The following is an 18,518-nucleotide window of genomic DNA, read 5'->3' on the forward strand; positions in this document are numbered from 1 at the left end:
TCGCAACCCCACTGGAACAGGGCGCCTTTGGAAGGAAATACAGTAGGCGCAGTACCCGTGTCGTGCGGGTCGGCAGCGGAACAACGAACGTCGCCCCGGAACAGCCGGTGACGGCAGCAACGGGGTAGGGGAGAGGCGCGGACCATGACCGAGGCGATCATGCTCGTCGGGGGCAAGGGCACGAGGCTGCGCCCGTTGACCACGCACACGCCCAAGCCGATGCTCCCGGTCGCGGGAGTCCCGTTCATCGCGCACCAGCTGGCCCGGGCCGCCGCCGCCGGGGTCACCCGCGTGGTGCTGGCGACGTCCTACCTGGCCGAGGTCTTCGAGGACCACTTCAAGGACGGCAGCCCGTACGGCATCGAGCTGGTCTACCTGACCGAGAAGGAGCCGCTCGGCACCGGCGGCGCGATCCGCAACGCCGCCTCCGGGCTGACCTGCGGCCCGGACGAGCCGGTGCTGGTCTTCAACGGCGACATCCTCTCCGGCCTGGACATCGCCGCCCTGCGCGACAGCCACGTGGCCGCCGGGGCCGACGTCACGCTGCACCTGACCCGGGTCGAGGACCCGCGCGCGTTCGGCCTGGTGCCGACCGACGAGCACGGGCGGGTGCTGGAGTTCCTGGAGAAGCCGGAGACGCCCGAGCAGATCGTCACCGACCAGATCAACGCCGGCTGCTACGTCTTCACCCGTTCGGTGATCGACCGCATCCCGGCCGGCCGCGAGGTCTCGGTCGAGCGCGAGACCTTCCCCGAACTGCTCGCCACCGGCGCCCTGCTGCGCGGCGTGGTGGACACCTCGTACTGGCTCGACCTGGGCACGCCCGGCGCGTTCGTCCGGGGCTCGGCCGACCTGGTGCTCGGCAAGGTCGACTCGCCCGCCGTGCCCGGACCGACCGGTGAGGCGCTGCTGCTGCCGGGCGCCCGGGTGGCGCCGGCCGCCGTGCTCAGCTCCGGCACCGTGGTCTCCGAGGACGCGGTGATCGAGCCCGGTGCGATCGTCGAGGGCAGCGTCGTGCTGCCCGGCGCGGTGATCGGCCCGGACGCCTTCGTGAAGGACTCCATCGTCGGCGCGTTCGCCACCATCGGGGCGCGCACCTCGCTGGACGGCGCGGTGATCGGCGACGGCGCCACCGTCGAGTCCGACAACGAGCTGCCGCCCGGCATCCGGATCGCCTGCGGCACGCTGCTGGCGGTCGGCGCGGTCCGGACCAGCGCGGGCCCCGGCGGCTGCCCGGCCGGGGAGAGCGCGGCGGCGGTCGTGCACAGCCGGTCGGTCGCGGCGCGCTGACGCGGTTCCGGTGACGGTCGTGGTGACTGCTGCGACTCCGTGACGGGGTCACAGCAGTGCTGCAATCACGCGCCGAAGCCATGATCAACCGACGCCCGGTCAGCTCCACCGGGTACCTTCGAGGCGTGGCTGGCAACGGATACGACAACGGTCAGGGCGCGGCCGACCCCCGGCGGGGGTGGGCGGCGTCCGGTGGGTACGACGGCAGTGGGTACGACGGCGGGGGAGCACCGGTGGGGGAGCCGGAGTACTTCGGCGCGCCCCCGCAGGGGTACGAGGCGGCGCCGGGGGCGTACGAGCCGGCTCCCGGGGCGTACGACCCCAATCAGGCCGGACACACCCGGGCGTTCTCGGTCGAGGACGAGCAGTACTACTCGGCCGCTCCGGCAGGCCCCCCGGGGGGCCTTGCGAGCGGCCAGGACAACGTCGCGGTGTACCGGGCCGGCGGGCAGGCCGCCCCGCACCAGGGCGGTCCCCGGCTGGGCTGGAAGGAACTGCTGACCGGCATCTACCGGGCCCCGGCCGCCACCTTCGACCGGATGCGCGACCACCAGGTCTGGCTGCCCGCACTCACCGTCTCGCTGCTCTACGGCATGCTCGCGGTGCTGGGCATCGGCCTGACCAAGGACGAGGTGGTCAACTCCACCTTCACTGTCGCCCTCTCGGCCATGGCGGGTGCGGCGATCGGCTTCACCCTGGCCGGGGCGATGCTCGGTGCGGTCACCCATGGCCTGGCCCGCCAGCTCGGCGGCGACGGCCCCTGGCAGTCCACCGTCGGCCTGGCCGTCATCATCGGCTGGACCAGCGACGCACCCCGGCTGCTGCTGGCGCTCTTCCTGCCCGCCGACAACGTCGTGGTGCAGGTGCTCGGCTGGGCCACCTGGCTGCTCTGCGCCGGGCTGCTGACCACCATGGTGCGGCGGGTGCACGACCTCCCCTGGGGCAAGGCCGCCGGTGCGGCCGCGCTGCAGCTGCTGGCGCTGCTGGTGCTGATCAAGCTCCCCACGCTCGGCTGATCCATCCCTCGTTCTGTCCTTCTGTCCTTCTGTTTTTTGTCCTTCTGTACGGAGTTCCCGCATGACCACCCTCCCCACCACCCATGTCAGCTTCCCGGCCGGGGCGGTGAGCGGTGAGTCGCCCGTGCTGGCCGTCCACCCGCTCGCCGACGGCCGGTACGCGGTGGTCACCGGGGCGACCCCGTTCCACCCGCTCGACCACACCTGGCCCGACCAGCCCGCCGACCTCGGCACCCTCACCGTCGGCGGCACCACCCACGCCGTGGTCGACTGCGTGACCGGTGCCGTGGGCCCGGACGGCGCGTTGCTGGTCGGGGCGGACATCCCGGTCCGCCGGGGCGACGAGGAGTGGTCCTGGCTGGTGCTGCACGTGCTGGCGGGTGACCCGGGCGACGTGGTCGGCGCGGCCGCGGCCATGGCCGTCGACGCCGAGCGCCGGGCGCTGCTCTCCGCCGCGCACAGCGGCTGCCACCTGCTCGCGCTGGCCCTGAACGCCGCCCTCGCGCCGCGCTGGCGCAAGGACCCGGGCCGCTCCGACGCCTTCGGCAGCCCCGACTTCGACAGCCTGGCGATGGCCTCGTCGGTGATGGACACCGAGGCCAGCACGGACACCTACCGGCTCGGCAAGTCGCTCCGGAAGAAGGGCTTCACCGCCGAGGCCACCGAGGAGTACCCGGCCCTGACCGACGCCCTCCCCGCCCTCACCGAGGCCGTCAACACCCGGCTCGCCGCCTGGGTCGCCGCCGACGCCCCGGTCCGGATCGAGGTGCCCGGCCCGGAGCTGACGGCCCGCCGACAGTGGCACTGCGAGCTGCCGGACGGCTCCGCGGCGATCGCCTGCGGCGGCACCCACCTGCACCACCTGGGCGAACTCGCGGAGCTGCGTACCGAGTTGACCCTGTCGGAGGACGGCAGCGAGCTGGTCGCGGTCACCCGGCCGAAGCGGGCCTGAGGACGCGAAAGAGGGGCGGCCCCGGTGGGCCGCCCCTCTTTTGTCGTTCGTTGCGCTGCTCAGACGTCCGAGCGGTGGAAGTTCAGGTGCGAGCGCGAGGCCGTCGGGCCGCGCTGGCCCATGTACCGCGAGCCGTACCGCTCCGAGCCGTACGGGAACTCCGCCGGCGAGGACAGCCGGAACAGGCAGAGCTGACCGATCTTCATCCCCGGGTACAGCTTGATCGGCAGCGTCGCCACGTTCGACAGCTCCAGCGTCACGTGGCCGTTGAAGCCCGGGTCGATGAAGCCGGCCGTCGAGTGCGTCAGCAGACCGAGGCGGCCCAGGCTCGACTTGCCCTCCAGCCGCGAGGCGATGTCGTCCGGCAGGGTGACCATCTCGTAGGTCGACGCCAGCACGAACTCGCCCGGGTGCAGGATGAACGCCTCGTCACCGTCCGGCTCGACCAGCCGGGTCAGGTCGGACTGCTCCTGCGACGGGTCGATGAACGGGTAGCGGTGGTTCTCGAACACCCGGAAGAAACGGTCCAGCCGGACGTCAATGCTCGAGGGCTGAACCATCGCAGGGTCGAACGGGTCGATCTGGACCCGGCCCTTGTCGATTTCGCTTCGAATGTCCTTGTCAGAGAGCAGCACGCCCCCGAGGTTACGTGCATGGAGCGGCCCCGGACGAATCCGTCCGGGGCCGCCCACCGCCGTGTCGGCTCAGGCCAGGCTCTCCGCAGCCTCCAGCCGCAGCGCCCGGGCCAACTGCGCCCCCGACAACTCGCTCACATCCGCCATCACCGAGCTCCGCAACCGCCCGCACTGCGGACACCGGATCAGCCGCCCGGGCCCCAGCCGGCCCGCCCCGAGCGTCTGCATCGGAAACGTCGAAGTGCTGAACAGGTGCCCCTCGGCACAGCGGACGACGGTACGCTGCTCCATCACGATCCCCTTCCCAAACCTGATGACGCCACCACACCCCAGGGGCCACAAACACCCTGAGCCAGCGTCACATTAGGGGATCTACCGGACATTCACCGCCCCAACTCGCCGCCCCTCACCACGTCGGCCCAGGCCAGTCGGTGGATGGGGTAGAGTGTTGGACGATCGAGCAGTCACTGACGGCTCATCAGTGCGGGCGTAGTTTAATGGTAGAACATGAGCTTCCCAAGCTTATAGCGCGAGTTCGATTCTCGTCGCCCGCTCCAATGTAAAGCCCCAGGTCAGCGACCTGGGGCTTTCTTGTTGCCTGAATCAATGCCGGGTCGTCGTGCCGGATGGTGCCTGGCGCATTCCGTACTCCTGCGGGCTGTAGCTGCCGACGCCTCGAATGGCGAAATCGACTCTCCGCGACCTGAATCACAGGGCCATGGATGTCGTCGGGTGATTCGCCCCGGGCACGGCAGCCGTCGACGCCCGGCGGGCCGGCCGAGCCGATCTGTAGCCGCCCCACAACTCGTCTGCCTGGTGGGGAGGTCAGGGAGCCGGCGGCAGCTCGGCGGTGCCGAGGGCTTCGGCGAGGCGGATGTCCTGCTCCAGGGAGAGCCTGAGGGGGACGATTCGTGGGCTGTAGCTGCCGGCGCAGCGCAGGACGCGGCTGGTGCTGGTGGTGGCCCCGCCCCTGAGCGGGGAGCCTGCTCCTTCGAAGTACCAGGTCTCGCCGTCCCAGAAGGGATGGTCGAGCATGGCTTCTGCGAGGCCGGACCGGGCCTCTGCAGGAGTGCCGATGCTGGCGAGGGCGCTCGCGACGGTCATGACGGTGTCCGCCGGAAGATCCGCGTCGCCGAGGATCGGCAGCAGGAGGAGCAGCCGGGCGTGCCGGTCGGTGACTCCCGGGCCGTCGCCGGGGTGCCCTGCGATGTGTGCCAATTCTCGCCAGGCGAGGCCTGGGCCGGAGAAGTGGCCGTCGATGCTGGCCAGCGGAGCCAAGTGGTCCCAGTCGCGGTGGGACAGGTAGTAGTCGACCCCCGAATCGTCGGGGTGGTTGCAAAAGATGATCAGAATTTGGTGGCCGTTCTGCACAGGCAGCTGAATGACGGGCCAGGCGGCGCTGTCGAAGAGCTGCTCGTAGGCCGCATCGGCGTCTGCATCGTCAGCGCCGAACAGGGTGGGCTCGGGCTCGAAGTCCTCGCCTTCGGCCAGCAACAGCAGGTGCGTGGCCCAGAAGCCGGGCAGGGCGAGCAGCTCTTCGCCCGGGATCAGGGGGTCGTTCTCGTATCCAGGGATCAGCACGGGTGCATGCTGCCATCCGTTGCCGACACCGTGCGGGGTGGGTCCGTGTCGGCGGACCATGTCCAAGGTCGCCGGACTGCGCACGGGCTCTGACCGCGACCAGTGGAGTGCTGTTGGGGCAGCGCTTCCCGGCTGTACTTGTGCTCGCTCGATTCCGTCGCGGTGTGCGGAGTCGAGCCGTCTGAGTCCGACCGCTGGGCTCGAGCTCGGCAGCGAGGCATGTTCGATCAGCAGCAGAGTGGTTGGAGGTCCAAGGCTCCCTTCGCGCGCATGATTCGGTTCCGATGAGTCGAAATGGAGTCGGAGGTCGGAGCCGCCTTCGGCGAACCCTTCCGAGAGGCGCACGGAGACATCAACGGTCACCTCGCGGGTGGTCCTGAAGCCTGATCGGTCTGTGCACTGCCGCCTACGTCCTACCTTGGGCATTGTGAGCACGTGGCGACAGGAGGCCGCTTCGCCGAATCGCGCGAGTATCGGCTCTATGCCCGGGTGTGAACCTGGACGAGGCCGTACTTGCCGCTGGTACGCCAGGGTTCCCCGGTGGTCTCCAGCCCGGCGACCGCCAGTCTGTTGAGGCCGACGACGACATCCGATTTCAGGGTGCGCAGGGCCGCTACCGGGGACGGAAAGTGGCTCACCTTCTCCGCGAACGGGGCGGTGGCGTCCCAGAGTTGGTCGCCGACGAGGCGGCGGTAGTTGAGGTCGCCTTTGAGGATCGTCATCGCGGCGCCGGAGAGGTCGGCCCTGAGGTCGTCGGGCATGTCGTGGAACGGCAGCGGTGCGCAGAAGAACTGGTGCGTGCGGACCGCGAGTGTGCCGCTGTTCATCGCTTGCCAGAGGCGACGGCCGATCAGTTCCGCCTCCTGCTCGGGTGCGGTGCGAAGGCGGCCGACGGTCGCTAGCACGTCGGCGGTGGTCGCGTCCGACACGTAGTAGGGGGAGGGTTTGACGTACAGGATCACCTCGGCGGCCAGCCCGCTCGTGAGGAGATGGTCGACCAGTACGAGGTCGGGCAGCAGTTCCCGCCCGGCGTTGTCCGCGATGACGCAGACCCTCGGGTTGCTCGCAGCGGCGAGGGTGGACCACAGGAGCGGGCTGTCGTCCGCGATCAGGGCGGAGGGCTGGGTATCCCCGGACAAGGAGGTGATCTGGAAGCTGAGGTCGGCCCGTTTGCCCCAGAGTGCTGACGAGAGCAGCACCTCTGACCGCTTCTCGGCGGACAGGGACGGCAGTTCGCGGAGAGCGGTGAGTTCGTCGTCGACGGCCGGGCTGGCCAGTTCGGTGTTCTTGAACGGTGCGAACGGGTCGATGCCCTGCCAAGTCCCGGGGCGGAAGTAGCCGGTGGCTTCGAGCAGCCTGCGGTAGAAGTAGCTCTCGGCCCACAGGAACGGTGCCTCGCCCCAAGGCCGCCCGTACAGGCCCTGACCCCACGTCAGCCACTGCTGGTGGTCGTGGGCGCTCTCGCTCAGCGGCTCCAGTACGCCGCTCGTGCTCTCGGCGAGCAGTTGCTCGACCGCTGCCCGTGCGGATTCGCGGCGCAGTTCAGCGTCGCGTAGACACGGACCTCGGCGAGCTGGTGCGGGCGGCTGAGTGACCGGGCATCCCCGCTTCGGAAGAGTGCGACGTCGTGCCACAGCCCGACCAGGGATGCCGAAGCAACCCAGTCCTGCAGGCCAGTGTCCTCAACTTCGAGAAAGCGGATGTGCACCTGTGCGGAACGGCGCGGGCCGCCCACCCGGACGTTCTCCGCTCGGCGGATCGCGCCGCCGAGCATATTGGGCTGGGATCGGTACGCCCGGTTACTGCGGTGCACGGAGCGGCTGCCGGCCCTCGGCGCGTCGCTCTACCGCGACCCGGCCGGGACGGTGTGACGCTCCGGACGATGTGTGGCACCGTGGTCGGATGAACCACGACCCGATCGACCAGGCCCGACGTATCGTCAGCGACCGGTTCCCCGGCGCCCTGGCCGCGGTGCTGGCGGGTTCCACGGTCTCGGGGCGGGCCACCGCCAGCAGTGACCTCGACCTCGCGGTACTGACCGCCAGCGGCGGCGAGACGTACCGGGAGACGCTCCGCTTCGAGGGGCGGGTGGTGGAGCTCTTCGTCCACACCCGGGCCGGTCTCCGCGACCTCTTCGCGGTGGACCTGGCGACCCGTCGCGCGGTCATGCAGAGCATGTACGCCACCGGCCTGGTCCTGGTCGACGTGGACGGGGAGGCCGAGCGGGCCCGGGCGCTGGCGGAGGCGGACCTGCGCCAGGGCCCGGCCGAGCTCGGCCAGGACGCGGTGGAGACCAAGCGCTACGGGCTGACCGACGCCCTGGACGACCTGCGCGACGCGACCGACGTGTTCGAGCGCCTGGCCGTCGCCGGGTTCGTCCTCAACACCGCGGCGGACCTGCTGTGCGACCACCACCGGGCCTGGACGGGCAGCGGCAAGTGGCTGCCGCGCCGCCTGCTGGAGGCGGACCCCGAGCGCGGCGCCGCCCTGCTCGACGGCCACGCCCGGCTGTCCCGGACGGACGACCCCGAACCCCTGCTCGACGCCGCCTCGGCGGTGCTCGACCTGGTCGGCGGCCCGCTCCGGGAGGGCTATCGCCGGGTCTGGCAGGGCGTCATCGAATCCGTCGCCGTCGGCATCGGCCGCTGAGGCGCGGAGCGCCGGGGCGGTGGATTCCCCCCGGCGGGGACCGGGGGTAAACCCCCTCAACGGGCGGGGGACGGTCGGATGTTGGGCTCCGGCCCGGGTCCGTAGCGTTCCGGGCATGACGATGAATCAGCACAGGACCGGGCTCCGGCGCAGCATCGACGCGGTGCTCGTCGCCGCCGTACTGGCACTGGTCGTGGCGCCCGCCGCACCCGCCATGGCAACGACCGCCACCGCGCAGAACACCACCGCGCAGAGCAGCACCGCCCGGGGGACCCTGCTCTCGGTCACCCCGCTCGCCGTGCTCGACCGGGCGGAGGTGGTGGCGGCGCTCGGCACGCTGGGGATCGACCCCGGGACGGTCCGGTACGGCGTCACCGCGCACCGGTTGACCTACGCGACCGTCGACCCGCAGGGCCGCCCCACCACCGCCACCGGACTGCTGGTCCTGCCGGTCGGCGGCCCGCGCCGGCTCGATCTGGTCTCCGACACCCACGGCACCGTGGCCCACCGCGACAGCGCCCCGTCCGGAGCCCCGGGCGACAACCGGCTCACCCCCTACCTGCACGCGGCGGCCGGCCGGGCGGTCGCCGCCCCGGACTACCTGGGCCTCGGCGGCGGGCCGGGCCCGCACCCGTACATGGACACCCGGTCGGCCGTGACGGCCTCGGTCGACATGATCAAGGCGGCCCGTACCGCCGCCGACCGGCTGGGGCGGCCGGTGAGCCGGGACGTGTACGCCACCGGGTTCTCCCAGGGTGGCCAGGTCGCGATGGCGCTGGGACGCGAACTCTCGCGTGGCCGGGACGGGTTGACGCTCCGTGCGCTGGCCCCGATGGCCGGTCCGTACGACCTGGCCGGCTCCGAGCTGCCGGGCATCACCGACGGGCGGGTCGCCCCGGCCACTGCCGTCTTCTACCTCTCGTACTACCTGACCGCGCAGAACCGGCTCCGCCCGCTGTACCGGAACCCGGCGGAGGTGTTCCGGGGGGCCTACGCGCAGACGGTGCCCGCGCTGTTCGACGGCGAGCACCTGGAGCAGGACATCGCCGCCGGGCTGCCCGGGACCCCGGAGGAGCTGCTCACACCCGAGTGGCTCGCGAACATCCGTCACCCGCACGGCCCGCTCGCGGCGGCCGTCGCCGCCACCGACGGCAGCTGCGACTGGCGGCCCGCCGTCCCGGTGCGCCTCTACGCCGGGGCCGCCGACACGGACGTGCCGATCGCCAACGCCCGGGCCTGCGCGGCCGATCTGGCCCGGCACGGCGTGCGGGCGCGGGTGGTGGACCAGGGTCCGGCGGCCGACCACTCCGGCACCGCGATCCGTTCGGCCCCGGAGGTGGTGCGCTGGTTCGACGAGCTCGCCCGCAGCTGAACGCAGCCGCGTGCGGCGGGCCCGGTTGCCGCCGGGACCGGTTCGCGGTCGCATTGGTCTCAAGGGCTGGACCTGACGGGTGGAATCCGGTGCCAGGGATGCCTGCGGAGCAGCCGGCGCGATAGGCTTGGATCCGTCTGGTCTAGACCATAGCGCGAGCACGAAGCAGAACGGTGGAGCCATGGAAATCGTCATCGTCCCCGATGCCGCAGCCGGCGGCGAGCTCATCGCCTCGGCGATGGCCGAGCTGGTGACGCGCAAGCCCGACGCGCTGCTCGGCGTGGCCACCGGCTCGACGCCGCTGCCGATCTACCAGGCGCTGGCGGCCAAGGTGCGCAGCGGGGCGGTCGACGTCTCGCGGGCCCGGGTCTGCCAGTTGGACGAGTACGTCGGCCTGCCGACCGGTCACCCGGAGTCCTACCGCTCGGTGGTGCTGCGCGAGGTGATCGAGCCGCTCGGCCTGACCGCCTCCTCCTTCATCGGCCCGGACGGTGCGGCCGAGGACGTCGCCGCCGAGGCGATCGCGTACGACCAGGCGCTGGCCGCGGCCGGCGGGGTGGACCTCCAGCTGCTCGGCATCGGCACCGACGGGCACATCGGCTTCAACGAGCCGTGCTCCTCGCTCGCCTCGCGGACCCGGATCAAGACGCTGACCCAGCGCACCCGGCTCGACAACGCGCGCTTCTTCGACAACCTGGACCAGGTCCCGCACCACGTCATCACCCAGGGCATCGGCACCATCCTGGAGGCCCGCCACCTGGTGCTGCTGGCCACCGGCGAGGGCAAGGCCGACGCCGTCGCCGCCACCGTCGAGGGCCCGCTCTCCGCGCTGGTCCCGGCCTCGGCGCTGCAGCTGCACCCGCACGCCACCGTGGTGGTGGACGAGGCGGCCGCGTCCCGGCTGAAGCTGGCCGACTACTTCCGCGCCACGTACGCGGCGAAGCCGGACTGGCAGTCGATCTGACCGGTAGGCAGCCGGTCCGACCGGTAGCACCACGCAGCGAGCCGCAGACCCCGGGGTCTGCGGCTCGCTGCGTGGTCCGGCGGCTCAGTGGGCCAGGGTGCGGCCGTCGCGCACGACCACCTCGCGGTCGGCGTACGCGGCGACCCGGGCCTCGTGGGTGACCAGCAGCACGGCCGCGCCGGACTCACGGGCGGCGGCCCGGAGCAGCCGGAGCACCCGCTCGCCGTTCAGCGAGTCCAGCGCGCCGGTCGGCTCGTCCGCGAACACCACCTTCGGCGAGGTCACCAGCGCCCGGGCCATCGCCACCCGCTGGCCCTGGCCGCCGGAGACGGCGGCCGGGCGCTGCCCGGCGGCGTCGGCCACCTCCAGCCGGTCCAGCCACTCCCGGGCCAGCCGCTCGGCCGGGCGGCGGCGCAGCCCGTTCAGCCGCAGCGGCAGGGCCACGTTCTCCAGGCAGGTCAACTCCGGTACCAGCTGGCCGAACTGGAACAGGAAGCCGAAGTCGCTGCGGCGCAGGGCGCTCCGCCCGGTGTCGGTGAGCTGCTCCAGCCGGGTGCCCCGGTAGCTGACGCTGCCCGCGTCCGGGCGGACGATCCCGGCCAGGCAGTGCAGCAGGGTGGACTTCCCGGAGCCGGAGGAGCCCATCACGGCGACCAGTTCGCCCGCCTCGATGCTCAGCGAGGCGTCGTGCAGCGCGGTGGTCGGACCGAACGCCTTCGCCAGACCGGTGCCGCTGAGCAGGGCCGGTGCGGTCCGCTGCCCGGGGGCGGCGCAGGCCGGCGCGGTCATCGGCCGACCTGCCCGCGCAGTTCGTCCAGCCGGGCCGCGGTCAGCTCCAGCCAGCGCAGGTCCGCCTCCAGGTGGAACAGCGCGTGGTCGCAGATCAGCTGGTCCGCCAGATCGCCCTCGTCCTTGCGCCGGGTCAGCACCCGCATCTGCCTCAGGTGCTCGGTCCGTTGCAGGTCGAGCACCTCCGCCGCCGGACGGTCGGTCAGCAGCGCCAGCACCACCTTGGCGTACAGCGTGTTCTGCAGGTACGGCTCCGGGCTCTCGGCCCGGGCCAGCCACTCGCCGACGTCGGTCACCCCGGCCTCGGTGATCGCGTACCGCTTCCGCTCCGGACCGTCCCCCGGCTCGACGCCCTCGACCTCGACCAGCCCGCTCTTCAGCAGCCGGGACAGGGTCGAGTAGACCTGCCCGTAGTGCAGCGACCTGGTCCGGCCGAACTGCTCGTCGTAGGCCCGCTTCAGGTCGTAGCCGTGGCGCGGCTGGGACTCCAGGAGGCCGAGGAGGATCTGACCGAGTGACATGCCCGCACTCTACCGAGGCGGTCGGGACCGGCCCCGGGCCCGGTCAGCGGGGCGGCCGGTTCGGGCAACGGACCCCGCCCCGGAACGGCGGCAGCACGTCGAGCAGCCTGGTCGCGGACGTGACGTTGTGCACGACCAGCAGGACCTTCGCGCTCCCGCCCCGCGTCGCCCACACCCTCAACCTGCCGCCGTGAGGGTGGGCTTGACAGGCGATCAGCGGGTCGGCCGCCCCGGGCCGCCGGTACGACGGCCATCGGCCTTGTTGCACACTATGTGCAGGTACTTTCCAGGAGCAGCGAGGTAGGTCATGCCGGATTCACCGGTGGTGCTGGGCATCGAGTCGTCCTGCGACGAGACCGGTGCCGGGCTGGTGCGGGACGGGGTGCTGCTCGGGCAGGCGGTGGCCTCCAGCATGGACGAACACGCGCGCTTCGGCGGCGTGGTGCCGGAGATCGCCGCCCGGGCGCACGTGCACGCCGTGGCCCCGGTGGTCGCCGAGGCGCTGGAGCGGGCCGGGCTGACCCTGGCCGATGTCGGCGCGGTGGCCGTGACCAGCGGTCCTGGCCTGTCGGGGGCGCTCCAGGTCGGGGTGGCCGCCGCCAAGGGCTACGCGTTCTCGCTCGGGGTGCCGCTCTACGGGGTGCACCACCTGGCCGGCCACGTGGCCGCCGCCACCCTGGACGGCGGGCCGCTGCCGAACCCGTGCGTGGTGCTGATCGTCTCCGGCGGCCACACCTCGCTGCTGCTGGTCCGCGACCTGGCCACCGACCCGATCGTGCACCTCGGCGACACCCTGGACGACGCGGCGGGCGAGTGCTTCGACAAGGTGGCGCGGATCCTCGGCCTGCCCTACCCCGGCGGACCGGCGATCGACCGCGCCGCCCGCACCGGCGACCGGAGGGCGGTGCGCTTCCCGCGCCCGCTGACCGGGGCCAAGGACGACCCGTACGCGTTCTCGTTCTCCGGCCTGAAGACCGCCGCCGCCCGCTGGGTGGAGGCGCAGGAGCACCCGCACGTGCCGGACGCCGCCGCCGCGCTCCAGGAGGCGGTGGCCGACGTGCTCACCCGCAAGGCCGTCCGGGCCTGCACCGACCACGGCATCACCACCCTGGTGGTGGTCGGCGGGGTGGCCGCGAACTCCCGGGTCCGCGAGCTGGCCGAGCGCCGCTGCGCCTCGGCCGGGATCACCCTGCGGGTGCCGCCGCTGGGCCTGTGCACCGACAACGGCGCCATGATCGCGGCGATCGGCGACCTGCTGGTCCGCGCGGGCGCCGAACCGGCCCCGGCGGAGATGTCCGTCGACCCCTCCGCCCCGCTGGAGTTCGCCGCGCTGGTGCCGCTGGCGGCCCGTCGGCCGAGCGCGGCCTGATCGCTGCCGGTACGGTCGCAGCCAGCACCGGACCCGAGGGGGAGCGATGACCACGATGGACGCCAGGGCACTCAACCGGGCCACCCTGGCCCGCCAGTTGCTGCTGGAGCGGTCCGACCTGACGGTCCGGCAGGCACTGGAGCGGCTGGTCGGCCTGCAGGCGCAGACCCCGCAGACCTGGTACGTCGGCCTGTGGACCAGGCTGGCGGGGTACACGCCGGACGAGACCTCCGCCCTGCTGGCCGAGGGCGGGCTGCTGCGGATGGCGCTGATGCGCGGCACCATCCACCTGGCGACGCTGGAGGACGCGCTCTGGCTCCGGCCGCTGGTGGAGCCGATGATCGAGCGCGGCACGATGGGTGCGTTCGGACGGAAGCTCAAGGGCATCGACCGGGACGCGCTGACCGCGGCCGGCCGGGCCGCGTTCGCCGAACGGCCGCTGACCTTCGCCGAGTTGGGCAAGCTGCTGGCCGAGCGGTTCCCGGCGTACGACGGTGCCGCGATGGCGCAGGCGGTCCGGGCCTCGGTGCCGCTGGTGCAGGTGCCGCCGCGCGGGCTCTGGGGCCGCAGCGGCCCGGTCGCGCACACCCCGGTCGAGCAGTGGCCCGGTCGGGAGCTCGAACCGGCCGCCCGGATCGAGGAGTTGGTGCGCCGCTACCTGGCCGGCTTCGGCCCGGCCTCGGTGAAGGACGTCCAGCAGTGGTGCGGCCTGACCCGGCTGGCCGAGGTGGTGGACCGGCTCCGGCCGGAGCTGGCGGTGTTCCGGGACGAGCAGGGCCGGGAGCTGTTCGACCTGCCGGACGCGCCCCGTCCGCCCGCCGACACCCCGGCCCCGGTGCGCTACCTGTACGACTTCGACAACCTGCTCCTCTCGCACGCCGACCGCGACCGGGTGCTGACGGTCGACTTCACCGAGCAGGGCTTCCTCGCCCGGAGCAACGAGATGCCGCGCTCGGTGCTGCTGGACGGCTTCGTGGGCGCGACCTGGCGGTTCGCCGCGACCAAGGAGGAGGCGGTGGTGACCGTCCGCCCGTTCCGCCGGCTCACCGCGCCCGAGCGCACCGGACTCGCCGAGGAGGGTGAGCGGCTCAGCCGCTTCCTCGCCCCGGCGGCCGCCCGCCACGAGGTCCGGATCGGCGCCCCCGAGCCGGGCTGAGCCGCCGGTTCCCCGCCACCGCCCCGGCCCTGTTCCGGTGGCGGGACGGCGGCCCGGCGGTGAGGGTGGGCGCGGGGGCCGGTTCGATCGGAGATGACGCATGGTCGAGGTGACTGAACGGTATGCGGTGGGAACACCGTGCTGGGTGGACCTGAGTTCGCGGGACCAGCAGGCCGCCCTGGACTTCTACCGGGACCTGCTGGGATGGCAGGGCGAGGTCGGAGCGCCGGAGTTCGGCGGGTACGCGGTCTGCGCGCTGAACGGCCGGCCGGTGGCCGGGATCATGGGCCCGGTCGATCCGGGCCCCGGCCAGCCGGCGGTGCCGCCGAGCTGGACCACCTACCTGGCCACCGACGACGCGGAGGCCACCCTGACCGCGATCGGTGACAACGGCGGCACGGTGCTGCTGCCGGTGATGACGGTCGGCGACACCGGGAAGATGCTGGTCGCGGCCGACCCGAGCGGGGCGGTGTTCGGGGTCTGGGAGCCGCTGGAGTTCCTCGGCGCGCAGGTGGTGAACGAGGCCGGCGCGGTGGTCTGGAACGAACTGCACACCAGCGCCCCCGGCGAGGTCGGCGCGTTCTACAACGCCGTCTTCGGGGCCAGGGTCGCCCCGATGGAGCAGATGCCGGAGTACCTCTCGTACGAGGTCGAGGGCCGCAGCGTCGGCGGCGTGCTGAACCTCGCCGACGACCCGCCCGGGACGCCGCCGCACTGGCGCACCTACTTCGCCGCCGACGACGTCGACAGCACGGTGGACGCGCTGGTCAAGGCGGGTGGCAACGTGCTGAGCCCGCCGACCGACCAGCCCTGGGGCCGGGTCGCGCTGGTCCAGGACCGGGACGGCGCCACCTTCTCGTTGATCACGCCCGCACCGATGTGACGTCCCGGGGCATCCGGGGAGCCGCCCGTTCGCGACGCGCCAAGCACGCTGCGAATGGGCGGTTTCGCGCCCGGAGAGGACCAGACTGATAGTCATGCTGGGGCTTCCGGACCACATTCAAGCGTTCCTGTTCGACCTCGACGGCGTGCTGACGCAGACGGCCAAGGTGCACGCGGCTGCCTGGAAGGACATGTTCGACACCTTCCTCCGGGCCGAATCCGCCCGCAGCGGTGGCGAGTTCGTCCCGTTCGACCCGGCCGCCGACTACGACACCTACGTGGACGGCCGACCACGACTGGACGGCACCCGGACCTTCCTCGCCGCGCGCGGCATCGTGCTGCCCGAGGGCGGTCCGGACGACCGGCCGGGCAGCCGGACCGTGCAGGGGCTGAGCAACGCCAAGAACGACACCGTGCTGCGCATGATCAAGGAACAGGGCGTCCAGCCCTACCCGGGCTCGGTGGCGTACCTGCACCGCCTGCGCGAGCTCGGGCTGCCCCGCGCGGTGGTCTCGTCCAGCAACAACTGCCGGGACGTGCTGCGCGCGGCCGGGATCGACGAGCTCTTCGACGTGGTGATCGACGGCCTGGTGGCCGCCCGCGACCACCTCCCGGGCAAGCCCGCCCCCGACACCTACCTGGCCGCCGCCAAGGCGCTGGGCACCGAACCCGGGAATGCCGCCGTCTTCGAGGACGCGCTGGCGGGCGTCGCCTCCGGCCGGGCCGGCGGCTTCGGCACCGTGGTCGGGGTGAACCGGACCGGCCAGGCGCAGGCGCTCCGCGAGCACGGCGCGGACCTGGTGGTGGACGACCTGGCCGAACTGATCGAAGGTCAGCAGGACGGCCAGGACGGCCAGGAGGACGCCCGATGAGCCCGCAGTCCGCCTTCACCGTCGACCCCTGGGGCGTCACCGAGCACGGCCTCGACCTGGGCAACCTGGCCCGGTCCGAGTCGGTCTTCGCGCTCTCCAACGGCCACATCGGCCTGCGGGCCAACCTGGACGAGGGCGAGCCGCACGGCCTGCCCGGCACCTACCTGAACGGCGTCTTCGAGCTCCGCCCGCTGCCGTACGCCGAGGGCGGCTACGGCTACCCGGAGTCCGGCCAGAGCGTCATCAACGTCACCAACGGCAAGATCATCCGATTGCTGGTGGACGACGAGCCCTTCGACCTCAGGTACGGCGAACTCAAGAGTCACCAGCGGCGGTTGGACTTCCGCGAGGGCCTGCTCCGGCGGGACGCGGAGTGGACCTCGCCGGCCGGGCGGACGGTCAAGGTCAGCTCGACCCGGCTGGTCTCGCTCACCCAGCGGGCGATCGCGGCGGTGGACTACCGGGTGACCGCGGTGGACGGCCCGATCCGGGTGGTGCTGCAGTCCGAGCTGGTGGCCAACGAGCAGCTGCCGGGCGGCACCGAGGCCGATCCCAGGGCGGCGGCCGTGCTGGAGGCGCCGCTGGTGGCCGAGTCCGGGCTGGCGTCGGGCACCAAGGCGGTGCTGGTGCACCGGACCAGGTACAGCGGCCAGCGGGTGGCGGTCGGGATGGACCACCTGATCGAGGGGCCGGAGGGCTTCCACGTCACCGCCGAGTGCGCCGAGGACCAGGGCCGGATCAGCGTCACCACGGTGCTGCACCCGGGCGAGGAGCTGCGGCTGACCAAGTTCACCGCGTACGGCTGGTCGGCGACCCGCTCGCTGCCGGCCGTCCGGGACCAGGTGGAGGCCGCGCTGACCGCCGCCCGGTACACCGGCTGGAACGGCCTGGTGGCCGAACAGCGGGAGTACCTCAAGGAGTTCTGGGAGACCAGCGACATCCAGATCGACGGCGACGTCGAACTCCAGCAGGCGGTCAGGTTCGCGCTCTTCCACGTGCTCCAGGCCGGTGCCAGGAGCGAGGAACGGGCCATCCCCGCCAAGGGGTTGACCGGTCCCGGCTACGACGGGCACAGCTTCTGGGACACCGAGACCTTCGTCCTGCCGGTGCTCACCTACTGCCTGCCGGACGCGGTCAAACAGGCGCTCCGCTGGCGCCACACCACGCTGCCGCTGGCCCGCGAGCGGGCGGCCCAACTCGGCCTGGCCGGAGCGGTGTTCCCCTGGCGGACGATCAGGGGCGAGGAGTGCTCCGGCTACTGGCCGGCCGGTACCGCCGCGTTCCACATCGGCGCCGACATCGCGGTGGCGGCGGCCCGGTACGTCCGGGCCACCGGCGACGTGGAGTTCGAGCAGGCGTACGGCCTGGAGCTGCTGGTCGAGACCGCCCGGATGTGGCGCTCGCTCGGCCACCACGACGCGGCCGGGCGGTTCCGGATCGAGGGCGTCACCGGCCCGGACGAGTACAGCGCGGTGGCGGACAACAACGTCTTCACCAACCTGATGGCGCAGACCAACCTGCGGGCCGCCGCCGAGGCCGCCGCCCGGCACCAGGTGATCGCCGCCGGGCTCGGCGTCGACACCGAGGAGACCGCCGCCTGGCGGGACGCCGCCCGGGCGATGTACATCCCGTACGACGAGAAGCTGGGCGTGCACCCGCAGGCGGACGGCTTCACCGACCACCAGTTCTGGGACTTCGACGCGACTCCGCCGGAGAAGTACCCGCTGCTGCTGCACTACCCGTACTTCGACCTGTACCGGAAGCAGGTGGTCAAGCAGGCCGACCTGGTGCTGGCCATGCAGGTGCGCGGCGACGCCTTCACCGACGAGCAGAAGGCCCGCAACTTCGCCTACTACGAGCGCCTGACGGTCCGGGACTCCTCGCTCTCCGCCTGCACCCAGGCGGTGATCGCGGCCGAGGTCGGCCAGCTGGACCTCGCGTACGACTACACCGCCGAAGCCGCCCTGATGGACCTGTACGACCTCGGCGGCAACACCAGGGACGGCCTGCACATGGCGTCGCTGGCCGGTGCCTGCCTGGCGCTGGTGGCCGGCTTCGGCGGCCTGCGCGACCACAGCGAGCACCTGTCGTTCCGGCCCCGGCTGCCCGCCGGGCTGCGGCGGCTGGCCTTCGCGATGAAGGTCCGGGGCAACCTGCTGCAGGTGGAGATCACCCACACCCGCACCACCTACACGCTCCGCCGGGGCACCGTCCTGACCGTCCTGCACGACGGCGAACCGCTCCGGGTCGAGGCCGGGAAGCCCGCCTCCCGCCCGATGTCCGTCCCGGACACACCCGAGCGCTGCACCCAGCCCCCGGGCCGCGAGCCGGCCCGCCGCCAGCAGCAGCCCGGCCCAACCGTCGGCAGCGGCGCCGAACCGCCCCACCTGGCTGCCGAGTAGGGCACCCGCCGAACCGCACGGCCGAGTGCCCGGCGTCCACCGGGCAAGAAGCGAGAGGTGAATCCGTG

Annotated in this window: 16 protein-coding genes, 1 tRNA gene and 1 pseudogene; 12 read left to right on the plus strand and 6 right to left on the minus strand. The window is 72.5% G+C overall.

Annotated elements, in window-relative coordinates; genetic code table 11:
• Nucleotides 1–144: 144 nt before the first annotated feature.
• From manB to ABT118_RS29170, 3 genes and pseudogenes are all read left to right on the plus strand, one after another.
• Nucleotides 145–1,218 (plus strand): annotated as a pseudogene (gene manB, locus ABT118_RS29160) (mannose-1-phosphate guanylyltransferase); the annotation flags it as partial.
• Nucleotides 1,219–1,415: 197 nt separating this feature from the next.
• The gene (locus ABT118_RS29165; RefSeq protein ID WP_350675317.1) at nt 1,416–2,306 is read left to right on the plus strand and encodes a Yip1 family protein; all 891 of its coding nucleotides are present in this window, start codon (nt 1,416–1,418) and stop codon (nt 2,304–2,306) included.
• A gap of 61 nt (nt 2,307–2,367) precedes the next feature.
• On the plus strand, nt 2,368–3,258 hold the full coding sequence (locus ABT118_RS29170) for an alanyl-tRNA editing protein (RefSeq protein ID WP_350675320.1): 891 nt from the start codon (nt 2,368–2,370) through the stop codon (nt 3,256–3,258).
• 59 nt (nt 3,259–3,317) lie between these two features.
• Here ABT118_RS29170 and dcd read toward each other — a convergent pair whose 3' ends face one another.
• Nucleotides 3,318–3,893 (minus strand): dCTP deaminase, encoded by a 576-nt coding sequence (dcd, locus tag ABT118_RS29175; RefSeq protein WP_350675323.1) that lies wholly within the window; start codon nt 3,891–3,893, stop codon nt 3,318–3,320.
• 69 nt (nt 3,894–3,962) lie between these two features.
• Nucleotides 3,963–4,184: a hypothetical protein gene (locus ABT118_RS29180; protein WP_350675325.1), complete on the minus strand. Its 222-nt coding sequence runs from the start codon at nt 4,182–4,184 to the stop codon at nt 3,963–3,965.
• A gap of 192 nt (nt 4,185–4,376) precedes the next feature.
• On the opposite strand from ABT118_RS29180, the gene ABT118_RS29185 reads away from it, so the two are divergent.
• Nucleotides 4,377–4,450, plus strand: a tRNA-Gly gene (locus tag ABT118_RS29185).
• Between the two features lie 268 nt (nt 4,451–4,718).
• Here ABT118_RS29185 and ABT118_RS29190 read toward each other — a convergent pair.
• Together ABT118_RS29190 and ABT118_RS29195 are read right to left on the minus strand one after the other, a co-directional pair.
• On the minus strand, nt 4,719–5,474 hold the full coding sequence (locus ABT118_RS29190; RefSeq protein ID WP_350675327.1) for a hypothetical protein: 756 nt from the start codon (nt 5,472–5,474) through the stop codon (nt 4,719–4,721).
• 479 nt (nt 5,475–5,953) lie between these two features.
• Nucleotides 5,954–7,108 (minus strand): damage-control phosphatase ARMT1 family protein, encoded by a 1,155-nt coding sequence (locus ABT118_RS29195; RefSeq protein WP_350675329.1) that lies wholly within the window; start codon nt 7,106–7,108, stop codon nt 5,954–5,956.
• A gap of 268 nt (nt 7,109–7,376) precedes the next feature.
• Between ABT118_RS29195 and ABT118_RS29200 the strand changes: the two genes are divergently transcribed.
• The 3 genes from ABT118_RS29200 (at nt 7,377) to nagB (ending at nt 10,459) form a co-directional block, all read left to right on the plus strand.
• Entirely contained in the window at nt 7,377–8,123 is a 747-nt protein-coding gene (locus tag ABT118_RS29200) for a nucleotidyltransferase domain-containing protein (RefSeq protein ID WP_350675331.1), read from the plus strand.
• A gap of 115 nt (nt 8,124–8,238) precedes the next feature.
• Nucleotides 8,239–9,495: an alpha/beta hydrolase gene (locus ABT118_RS29205; RefSeq protein WP_350675333.1), complete on the plus strand. Its 1,257-nt coding sequence runs from the start codon at nt 8,239–8,241 to the stop codon at nt 9,493–9,495.
• Nucleotides 9,496–9,676: 181 nt separating this feature from the next.
• Nucleotides 9,677–10,459 carry a glucosamine-6-phosphate deaminase gene (gene nagB, locus ABT118_RS29210; protein WP_350675335.1) on the plus strand — a complete coding sequence of 261 codons (783 nt, stop codon included), beginning with the start codon at nt 9,677–9,679 and terminating at the stop codon, nt 10,457–10,459.
• 84 nt (nt 10,460–10,543) lie between these two features.
• Here the strand turns inward: nagB and ABT118_RS29215 are convergent, their stop codons facing one another.
• Nucleotides 10,544–11,248, minus strand: a complete 705-nt coding sequence (locus ABT118_RS29215; RefSeq protein ID WP_350675337.1) for an ABC transporter ATP-binding protein — start codon at nt 11,246–11,248, stop codon at nt 10,544–10,546.
• Nucleotides 11,245–11,769 carry a PadR family transcriptional regulator gene (locus ABT118_RS29220; RefSeq protein WP_350675339.1) on the minus strand — a complete coding sequence of 175 codons (525 nt, stop codon included), beginning with the start codon at nt 11,767–11,769 and terminating at the stop codon, nt 11,245–11,247. Before ABT118_RS29220 ends, ABT118_RS29215 begins: the two co-directional genes overlap by 4 nt.
• 307 nt (nt 11,770–12,076) lie before the next feature.
• On the opposite strand from ABT118_RS29220, the gene tsaD reads away from it, so the two are divergent.
• The 5 genes from tsaD to ABT118_RS29245 all read left to right on the plus strand — a co-directional run bounded on the left by tsaD (nt 12,077) and on the right by ABT118_RS29245 (nt 18,450).
• Entirely contained in the window at nt 12,077–13,138 is a 1,062-nt protein-coding gene (tsaD, locus tag ABT118_RS29225; protein ID WP_350675341.1) for a tRNA (adenosine(37)-N6)-threonylcarbamoyltransferase complex transferase subunit TsaD, read from the plus strand.
• Nucleotides 13,139–13,184: 46 nt separating this feature from the next.
• A complete protein-coding gene (locus ABT118_RS29230) occupies nt 13,185–14,294 on the plus strand; it encodes a winged helix DNA-binding domain-containing protein (protein ID WP_350675343.1) in 1,110 nt (369 codons plus the stop codon).
• Nucleotides 14,295–14,394: 100 nt separating this feature from the next.
• Complete coding sequence (locus ABT118_RS29235) at nt 14,395–15,177, plus strand: VOC family protein (RefSeq protein ID WP_350675345.1); 783 nt, start codon at nt 14,395–14,397, stop codon at nt 15,175–15,177.
• A gap of 94 nt (nt 15,178–15,271) precedes the next feature.
• A complete protein-coding gene (locus tag ABT118_RS29240; protein ID WP_350675347.1) occupies nt 15,272–16,048 on the plus strand; it encodes an HAD family hydrolase in 777 nt (258 codons plus the stop codon).
• Nucleotides 16,045–18,450, plus strand: a complete 2,406-nt coding sequence (locus ABT118_RS29245; protein WP_350675349.1) for a glycoside hydrolase family 65 protein — start codon at nt 16,045–16,047, stop codon at nt 18,448–18,450. The genes ABT118_RS29240 and ABT118_RS29245 overlap by 4 nt, the downstream gene beginning before the upstream one ends.
• Nucleotides 18,451–18,518: the final 68 nt, after the last annotated feature.

The organism is Kitasatospora sp. NPDC002040, from assembly GCF_040296785.1.
Lineage (GTDB): Bacteria > Actinomycetota > Actinomycetes > Streptomycetales > Streptomycetaceae > Kitasatospora.